This window comes from Actinomycetospora sp., from assembly GCF_036497245.1.
Lineage (GTDB): Bacteria > Actinomycetota > Actinomycetes > Mycobacteriales > Pseudonocardiaceae > Actinomycetospora.
Genome location: NZ_DASXJS010000084.1, coordinates 41,014 through 49,631, shown reverse-complemented (window position 1 = coordinate 49,631; position 8,618 = coordinate 41,014). Strand labels below are relative to the sequence as shown.

At 74.5% G+C, this 8,618-nt stretch carries 9 protein-coding genes; 5 read left to right on the top strand and 4 right to left on the bottom strand.

All coding sequences use genetic code 11. The features are described from left to right. Positions 1-183 precede the first annotated feature (183 nt). Positions 184-810, top strand: coding sequence for a hypothetical protein (locus VGI02_RS09450; protein ID WP_331627077.1), 627 nt, complete (start codon positions 184-186; stop codon positions 808-810). Continuing rightward, on the top strand, positions 804-3,815 hold the full coding sequence (locus tag VGI02_RS09445) for an FtsW/RodA/SpoVE family cell cycle protein (protein ID WP_331627076.1): 3,012 nt from the start codon (positions 804-806) through the stop codon (positions 3,813-3,815). The genes VGI02_RS09450 and VGI02_RS09445 overlap by 7 nt, the downstream gene beginning before the upstream one ends. 27 nt (positions 3,816-3,842) lie before the next feature. Here VGI02_RS09445 and VGI02_RS09440 read toward each other — a convergent pair whose 3' ends face one another. From VGI02_RS09440 to VGI02_RS09425, 4 genes are all read right to left on the bottom strand, one after another. Continuing rightward, positions 3,843-4,487 carry a response regulator gene (locus tag VGI02_RS09440; RefSeq protein WP_331627075.1) on the bottom strand — a complete coding sequence of 215 codons (645 nt, stop codon included), beginning with the start codon at positions 4,485-4,487 and terminating at the stop codon, positions 3,843-3,845. Beyond that, entirely contained in the window at positions 4,484-6,154 is a 1,671-nt protein-coding gene (locus tag VGI02_RS09435; protein ID WP_331627074.1) for a GAF domain-containing sensor histidine kinase, read from the bottom strand. Before VGI02_RS09435 ends, VGI02_RS09440 begins: the two co-directional genes overlap by 4 nt. 189 nt (positions 6,155-6,343) lie before the next feature. After that, positions 6,344-6,727, bottom strand: coding sequence for a hypothetical protein (locus VGI02_RS09430; RefSeq protein WP_331627073.1), 384 nt, complete (start codon positions 6,725-6,727; stop codon positions 6,344-6,346). Between the two features lie 8 nt (positions 6,728-6,735). Continuing rightward, a complete protein-coding gene (locus tag VGI02_RS09425) occupies positions 6,736-7,200 on the bottom strand; it encodes a hypothetical protein (protein WP_331627072.1) in 465 nt (154 codons plus the stop codon). Positions 7,201-7,430: 230 nt separating this feature from the next. Between VGI02_RS09425 and VGI02_RS09420 the strand changes: the two genes are divergently transcribed. Genes VGI02_RS09420 through VGI02_RS09410 form a run of 3 tightly spaced genes read left to right on the top strand, consistent with a single transcriptional unit; the run spans position 7,431 to position 8,593 of the window. Beyond that, complete coding sequence (locus VGI02_RS09420) at positions 7,431-7,742, top strand: hypothetical protein (RefSeq protein ID WP_331627071.1); 312 nt, start codon at positions 7,431-7,433, stop codon at positions 7,740-7,742. Positions 7,743-7,784: 42 nt separating this feature from the next. Beyond that, a complete protein-coding gene (locus VGI02_RS09415; RefSeq protein WP_331627070.1) occupies positions 7,785-8,147 on the top strand; it encodes a cupin domain-containing protein in 363 nt (120 codons plus the stop codon). A gap of 5 nt (positions 8,148-8,152) precedes the next feature. Beyond that, positions 8,153-8,593: a nuclear transport factor 2 family protein gene (locus tag VGI02_RS09410; RefSeq protein ID WP_331627069.1), complete on the top strand. Its 441-nt coding sequence runs from the start codon at positions 8,153-8,155 to the stop codon at positions 8,591-8,593. Positions 8,594-8,618: the final 25 nt, after the last annotated feature.

Genomic DNA, 8,618 nt, shown 5'->3' with positions numbered 1-8,618 from the left:
TGGCGGCTCGCTCGCGCCGCATCTGCGCGACGAGCTGGAGAGCGCCCTGGGGTTCCCCGTCAAGGTGCCCGACCGGCCGAGGACCTGTGTCGCGGAGGGCCTCGCCCTGGCCGGGGCCCGGCCCGAACCCCACGCCCGTCCCGCCTGACCGCCGAGCCCGACCCTGGTCCCCGGGACGCCACGATGACCCCTGCGCCCAGCCGCCCCACCCGATCGACGCGGCCCGACCGTGTCCTGGCCGCCCCACCGTTCCCCCCTCCCCGGCCGCCTCGGAGCACCCGCGCCGCCGGGTCCCGGATCTGGCGCCGCGCCTGGCCCTGGCTGGCGGCGCTCGCGGCGCTGGTGGTCGTGGTGGTCACGGAACTGGGTCTGCTCCAGGGGCGCATCGAGACCGACCTGGCCCGTCTGCGCGACGCGGCAGGCGTCCCGACCGCCCCGGCGAGCGTCCCCGGCCCCACGCTCCCGGCGATCCCCGTCGTGGCGCCCGCGTCCGCCGGTGCGATCGCCGCGGTCCGCCTCCGCGTCCTCGACCCCCCGTGCGCCGCGTCGGGCCCGTGCACCGTCGTGGTCGGGGTCGACCGGTTCCCCGGGGCCGTCGCGGCGCCCGTCCCCTGGACGCTGCTCGTCCTGGACCGCTGCCGCGGCACGCTGGTCCCGCTCGGCGCCGGGGTCACCGCGGTGACGGGCGGCGACTACGGGGTGGCCACCGTCGCGCTGCCGCCCGGCCCTGCGCTCGCCGTCCTCGCCGTCACCGCTGAGCCCTCGCACGCGGCGTCGCCCGCCGTGAGCATCGGAGCGGGACCGTGCTGAACGACGACGCGGGTGGCGGCTGGGACGAGGCGGCGCGGGTCCCGGACCCCGGCGCCGGATGGGGCCGGACGCGCCGGGGGCCCGTCGCCCGGCTGCGTCGGTGGCTGCGGCGTGCCGTCCCGACCCGCCGCGCCGGCAGGCAGGACCGCGCGGCACACCGTCGGGAGCGGGCTCGCGCCCGGGAGGAACGCGGGGCCGAGCCCCGGCGGGAGGCCGCAGCCGACGTCGCCGCCGTCCTCGCCGCGGTCACGCTGCTGGGTCTGGGCGCGGCGAACCTGGCGGCGGCCGGGGAGACCGGCGCGGCGGCCACCAAGCTCGTCACCGGCGGCCTGGGACTCGTGCTGCTGCTCGTGCTCGCCGCCCGGCGCCGTCCGGTCACGCCCGGGCTGGCCTGGGCGGTGTGGGGCACGACCGTGGCGCTGCTGCTCGCGGTGCTCGTCGCCGGGCTCGAGGTCAACGGTGCCCGTCGCTGGCTCGGCGGCGGTGCGCTCACGCTGCAGCCCTCCGAGCTCGCCAAGCTCGCCGTCCCGCTCGTGCTCGCGGCCGTTCTGGGACACGGCCGCCCCACCTGGCGGCGGTTCGCGGTGGCACTGCCGCTGGCGGCCGTGCCGATCGTGCTCGTCGCCGGCCAGCCGGATCTGTCCACCGCCACCCTGCTCACCGCGACGGCGGCCGCCGTGCTCGTCATCGCGCGCGTCCCGTCGCGGCACCTGCTGCCCGTCCTCGCGGGCGCCGCCGTCGCGGCCCCTCTCGCCCTGGGTCTGCTGCACGACTACCAGCTCGCCCGGCTCGGCACCTTCCTCACCGGATCGCAGTCGGCCGCCGGCCCGGGCTGGGCGGTCCGGCAGGCCCGCCTCGCGATCGCGCGGGGCGGCTGGTGGGGGGACCGGACCGACCCGGTGCACACCCTGGCCGCGGGGTACCTGCCCGAGCGCGAGACCGACCTCGCGCTCGCGTCACTCGCCTCGGGCTGGGGCGCGGTCGCGGCCGGGCTGGCGGTGCTCGCCGGACTCGTGATCGTGTGGCGGTGCGTGCTCGGGGCCCGGTCACCGCGCAGTGCCGCGGGCCGGCTGCTCTGCGCCGGTTTCGCGGTGCTGCTCGGCGTCGAGCTCGTCGTGTCCACCGGCGGGAACCTCGGGCTGCTGCCGATCGCGGGTGTCCCGTTCCCGATCCTCTCGGCCGGGGGCACCGCCACCGTGGTCCACCTGGCCGCGCTCGGGCTCGCCCTCGGCGGTCGCCGCGACGGGGCGCGACGCGCCCTGTGGACCTCCGACGCCCGCGTCCGTCCCCGGCTCGCCCGCTCCGTCGTCGCGACGGTGACCGTCGTCCTCGCCGTGTTCGCCGGCTACGGCGTCGGCATCGTCCGCGACCCGGCGGCACTCGCCGCGGGTGTCGACCAGATGACCCGGTGCGTGACGATCCCGGCGCCGCGCGGGGCGGTCCTCGACCGGCACGGCGCCCTGTTGGCCGGCGACGCGGGCGATCGTGACGTCCGGCTCGCGCCCGCGCTGCTGCGCGCCGACCCGGGTGCGCCGACGCGCCTCGCCGCCCTGCTCGGGCGCTCCCCCGCCGCGGTCCACGCGCTGGTGGACCCGGCACCCGCCACGACGGTGGACCTCGACGCCGGCGTCGTGCCCGGACCGGTCGGTGACGCCGTGGCGCGGGCGGCGCTTCCCGGGACCGTCGTCGTCCCCGCCGCGCGCCGGGCCTATCCCACGGGGCCGACCCTCGCGCCGGTCCTCGGGTGGGTCGGCGCGGCCACCCCGGTCCAGACCGCCCGGCAGACCGATCTCGACCCCCGGGGGACGACCGGGCGCGCCGGGCTCGAACTGACCTACGACGCCGTCCTGCGCGGGGTGGCGGGCGAGCAGTGCTTCTGGGTCGACCCCGTCGGCCGGCCGATGGCGGCCGCCGCGCGCCGGGATCCGGTGCCCGGCGCCACCCTGGTCACGACGATCGACCTCGGTATGCAGCAGCGGCTGGTCGCCGACGTCGCCGCCTCCCTGGCCGGGAGCCCGCCCGGGGCGGTCGGCGCCGCGGTGGCGATGGACCCCCGCAGCGGCGCCGTGCTCGCGCTCGCCAGCTGGCCCAGCCACGACAACGGGCTGTACGGCCCGCCGCTGGACACCACCGCGCTCAAGGGCGCCTCGGCGGCCCCGGGCAGCCCGCTGCTCGACCACGCCATCGCGTCCGCCGTCCCGCCGGGCTCCACCTACAAGCTCGTCAACGCCACGGCCGACATGATCCGCCCGGTCATCCCGCCGGAGCGGGTCATCCCCACCGGCGGCAGCTTCACCTACGGCGACCACACCTTCAACAACTGGCGGGTCCTGCCCCCGCAGAACCTCGTCGACGCGATCGCCTGGTCGAACGACGTGTACTTCTACCAGCTCGCGGTCGCCCTGGGCCCCGAGACGATGATCGACACCGCCCACGCGCTCGGCGTCGGGAGCGCCACCGGCATCGACCTGCCCGGGGAGAGCCCCGGCTACCTCGGCACCCCCGCGACCGTCGCCGCGGCCGGCGGCACCTGGTACCCGGGCTCGACGGTCATCCTGGGCATCGGGCAGGGGCCGATCCAGGTCACGCCGCTGCAGGACGCCCGGTGGACCGCCGCCGTCGCCACGGGGGCGCTCGCGACGCCGCATCTCGGGATGGCGGTGGGCACCGGTCCGGGGGCCACCGCGCTGCCCCACCCGATGCCGACGCCACTGCCCTTCGCGGACCGGCTGGAGCCGGTCCGCGCGGGAATGCGGGCGATGGTCACCGTCGGGACGGGGTCCGCGCTGGCCGGCGTCGGGGTCCCGGTCGAGGCGAAGTCGGGGACGGCCCAGGACCCCTCCGTGCCGGAAGGCGGAGTGGACGACTGGATGACGGCCGCCGCGCCGTCAGGCGACCCCTGGCTCGTGGTCACCGCCCTCGCACAGCGTCCGGACACCGGCGGATCCCGGACCATGGACGTGGTGGCGGACATGATGCGCACCTACGGAGCCTCCGCGCCGTGAGGCCGGGCGGGGCCGACGGTCCTGCCGTCAGCGTCCTGACGCCTGACTGTTCACCTGGTGGGCCAGCACGGCCGCCTGCACGCGGCGCTGCATCCCGAGCTTGGCCAGCAGCGCCGACACGTAGTTCTTGACCGTCTTCTCGGCCAGGAACATCTGCTGGCCGATCTCCCGGTTGGTCAGGCCCTCACCGATGTGACCGAGGACCTCCCGCTCCTTGTCGGTGAGCTCGGCGAGCGGGTCGACGGCCACGGTCCGCTCGCGCAGCCGGCTCATCAACGCGGTCGCGGCGCGGCCGTCGAGCAGCGACCGTCCGGCGCCGACCTCGCGGACCGCGTTCACGATGTCGTTGCCCCGGACGTCCTTGATGACGAACCCGCTGGCCCCGGCGAGCACGGCGTCGAACATCGCCTGCTCGTCGGTGTACGACGTCAGCATCAGGCAGCGCAGGTCCGGCATCCGCGAGCGCAGGTCCCGGCAGAGCTCCACGCCGCTCCCGTCGGGCAGCCGCACGTCGAGCACCGCCACCTCGGGGGCCAGGGCCGGGATGCGTGCCAGGGCCTCGGCCACGCTGCCGGCGTCACCGACGACCGTGAGGTCCTCGTGCGCGCCGAGCAGGTCGGCCACCCCTCGGCGGACCACCTCGTGGTCGTCGACCAGGAACACCGTCGTCATCTGTCGCTCTCTTCTGCGCTCGGGCACGGGCGTCGCCCACACCCCGCGTCGTCCTGTCCGACGTCGTCGTGTCCGACGGCGTCGAGGGGGACCCACCACGTCAGGCGGGTTCCGGAGCCCACCGGCATGGGGGCGATCCGGATGTCGCCGCCGGCCGCACGGGCTCGGGCGGCGAGGTTCGCGAGCCCGCTGCGCGCCACGGTCGGCGGGATGCCGATGCCGTCGTCGGAGACCTCGACCGCGAGGACGGAGTCCGCCGAGACGGTCACGGTGACCCGCGAGGGCGCGGCGTGGCGCACCGCGTTGCTCACGCCTTCGCGCACCACCGCCTCCACCGCGACCGCCAGCTCCTCGGGGATGTCCTCCACCGCCCCGGACAACCGCACCACCCGCTCGATCGCGGTGTCGGCGGCCATCTCGGTCGCGGCCTCGTGGATGCGCACCGCCCGATCGCCTCCGCCCCGGGCGGTATGCAGGTCGAAGATCGAGGTGCGGATGTCGCGGATGATCCCGTCGATCTGGTCCACCGCGTCGTCCACGCGGGCGGCGGCCTCGGAGTGCGGCAGCCGGGCGTGCGCGGCCTGCAGGCCCAGGCCCAGCGCGAACAGCCGCTGCAGCACGTGGTCGTGCAGGTCCGCCGCGATGCGTTCGCGGTCGGTGACGACGTCCAGCTGACGCCGCGCACGTTGCGATTCGGCGTGGCGCAGGACCAGCGCGGCCTGGTCGGCGAACGAGGCCAGGATCGACAGTCCGTCGTCCCCGACGGACTCGGCCCAGTGGTCCACGCCGACCACCACCAGCACGCCGCTGATGTCCTCTCCGCCGCGCATCGGCACGGCGAGCCCGGGGCCCTCCCCCTCCCCGCCGGGCCGCAGCACGAGCTGGTCGGCGACCTGCGGGCTCCCGGAGTAGGAGACGGCGCCGAGCACGGTGCCGCGCACCGGCAACCGGGTCCCGGCGGGGAAGCGGTCCTCGAGCCCGACGACGACCGTGACCCGGACGGTGGGCTCGTCGTCGTCCCCGCGGGCCTCGTCCGGCGGGGTCGTGATCAGGGCGCCGGTGGCCCCGATGAGCTCCGCGGCCCGTTGCGCGACCAGGGCGAGCGCCTCCCCGGGGACGGCCCCGGCCAGCAACGTCGTCGTGATCTCCCCGGCGGCCTCCAACCAGCGCTGCCGCAGCCGGGTCTGGGCCACCAGGCGCCGCGTGCGGGCGTGCAGCCGGGCGTTCTCGACGGCGATGCCTGCCGCGGCGGCCAAGGTGGTCATCACGTCCTGGTCGTCGGTCGTGAACGACCCGTCGCGCTTGTCGGTGAGGTAGAGGTTGCCGACCACCCGATCCCGCACGCGCACCGGAACGCCGAGGAACGACGCCATCGGCGGATGGCCCGGCGGCATCCCGATGGAGGCGGGGTGGTCGCGGAGGTCCTCCAGGCGCAGCGGCTCCGGGTGGCGGATCAGCTCACCCAGTAGCCCGCGGCCGGTCGGCGGCAGGCCCAGCCCGGCCCTCGTCACCTCGTCGAGGCCCACCGTCACGAAGCGGGCGAGCCCGGTGCCCGCGTCGTCGAGCAGACCGAGGGCCCCGTAGCGGGCATCGACGAGATCGACCGCCTCGCGGACGATGCGCGCCAGGGTCTGCTCGGCGTCGAGGCCGTCGGCGACGGCCATCATCGACCGCAGGAGCCGGTCGGCCCGCAAGGCCCCGGTCGACCGAGCGGATCCGGGGAGTCCGCCGAGCCTGGGCTCGCGTGTCGTCTCCCGGATGGTCGGCCCCCGCGTCGTCGGTCCCCGCGGGCGCACACCCGCTGGTCTCCATGGTCGCGCAGGAGCGAGGTCCCGGGCCAGGGTCGAAGGTCCCGGTCAGGCCGGCGGCGTGGCGGTCACGATGCGCTTCCCCGTGGTCGGGTGTCGGTCCGGAGCCGCTCGGGCTCCCCGGGTGGGGTCGACCGGCTCGCGGGGCGCAGGCGCGGACACCGGGAGGGCGAGGATCTCCCGTGCCAGCCGCAGGGCGAGGCCGTCACCGGCGAGACCGTGCCCGGACTCGGCGTAGGCGCGGAGCTCCCGGTCGACCAGTTCGCCGACCGTTCCGGGATAGACCCGGCGGGCATGGTGGGCGGCCGCGGTGAGTCGGGACTTCTCGTGGGAGTCGAGAACGGCGACGTTGCCTCTGACGATCGGCTGAGCGGGGATGACGTGCCCGGCCGGGGGGCGATATCCCATGGTGGCCGGTGCCGAGGCGCTCATGGTCCGGCTCACACCACGGTCGGACGACCCGAGGGCCGTTCGCCGTCGCGGGTGTCGGAGAGCACCTCGGACGCGAGCCGGGGAATGAAGCTGTCCACCGCGAGTCGGTAACCGAAGTCCGCGAACGCCACGAGCTCTCGATGCAACAGCTCGCCCAGGGCGCCCGGATACACCTGCCGGGCCCTTTCGGCGGCCGCGAGATACCGATCCCGTTCGAGGTCGTCGAGTTCCTCCGAAAAGTCCGGCTCCCCCGCTGATTCGAGTGTCATCTCCCGCCCCCGCCTGAATGATGATCTAGACACCCCTGCGTATTCACCCAGCGTGACATCAGAAAAGGCTGGAGCGCAGGATATTACCCGAAAAGACCAGTTCAGGATGCCTGATCTGACTCCTTCGGCCGCAGGAGCGGCGCGGACCGAAATCTGATCCCCGTTTCCGAACACCACAACGACCCTTCCGACGCCGGAGCGCACACATGTCGGGCGACGATTTCACGGCGGAGAGGCAATGAGTGGGGCCCATTGAGATCGTGCCCGCTCGAGAGGAGGACGTGAATGGATCTCCATCGCACGCTCACAGTAAGAGGTCACACACTCAGGGGTGCAGGGTCGTGGGCTGAACGAGTGGTCTTGGGCATCCCTGTGCCGGGCCGGGCTCACACTGAGCTACTCAATCCGAGCACTACGGCTCAAGGAGACCAGTGATGGCGATCGCATTCATGTTCGAGGCCGCCAGCATGGCTCAGTCCGACTACGACCGAGCAATGGACGCCATGGGCCTCGGAGCCACGGACGGCCCCTACCCGGACGGCCTGCTCGCGCACCTTGCGGGCGCGGCCGACGGCGGGCGTTGGCGGGTGATCGACGTCTGGGAGACAGAAGAACACGCCGACGAATTCTACGGTTCGGCACAGTTCGCGCCCGTCCGGGAGGGTGGCGCCGAGTTCGGGATCACGAGCACGCCGTGGCCGCTTCACCGCGCGGACATGTACGCGCAGTTCCACCAGCTCGTCTGACGCGTGGGCGCGAGCACCGGCAGATCGATCGAAGGAGAGACCATGGCGGCAATCGAGTTGAAGAGGATGGATCAGCCCGACGAACGCAGGACACCGGACAAGACCAGCGTCGATGTCGTGCAGCTCGGTGAGGCGACCGTCGCCCGGCTGACGCTGCAGCCGGGTTGGCGTTGGTCGGAGTGCATCAAGCCCATTGCGGGCACCGACAGTTGCCAGGCGGCCCATCTCGGTTATCTGGTGGCCGGGCGGCTCCACATCGTGGCCGACGACGGGACCGAGGCGGACCTGGGCGCCGGAGACGCGTACCGACTCTCCCCCGGTCACGACGCCTGGGTCATCGGCGACGACCCGGTGGTGGGTCTGGAGTTCGAGGACAAGACGGCGGCGACCTACGGCCGCGGCTGACGACGGTGAGCGCCGACGACGACGTCGTCAGGGAGACAGTGGGCGAGGCCGGTGCCGGCCGTGACGCGAGGACCCGGGAGCGGATAGCCGAGCACTGGAGCGCATCCGAGCTCGGCGACATCGAGATCGAGCACGCGATCTACGCCCCGGACGCGATCTTGGACTATCCCCAGTCCGGGGAGCGTTTCCGGGGCCGCCCGACCATCGCCGCGCAACGCGGCGGGCACCCGGCAGAGCGCCATTTCACCGTCACCCGAATCCTGGGTGGCGATGACATCTGGGTGAGCGAGTGCGTGATCACCTACGACGGTTCAGTCATCCGCTCGGTGAGCATCATGGAGTTCACCGACGGTCTCGTGACCCACGAGACCCAGTACTTCGCCGCGCCCTTCCCGGCGCCTCCATCGCGCGCGGCGTTGGCCGAGCCGATCCCGGAGCGGGACTGAGGCCGACCGGCGGCGCGCGGAATCC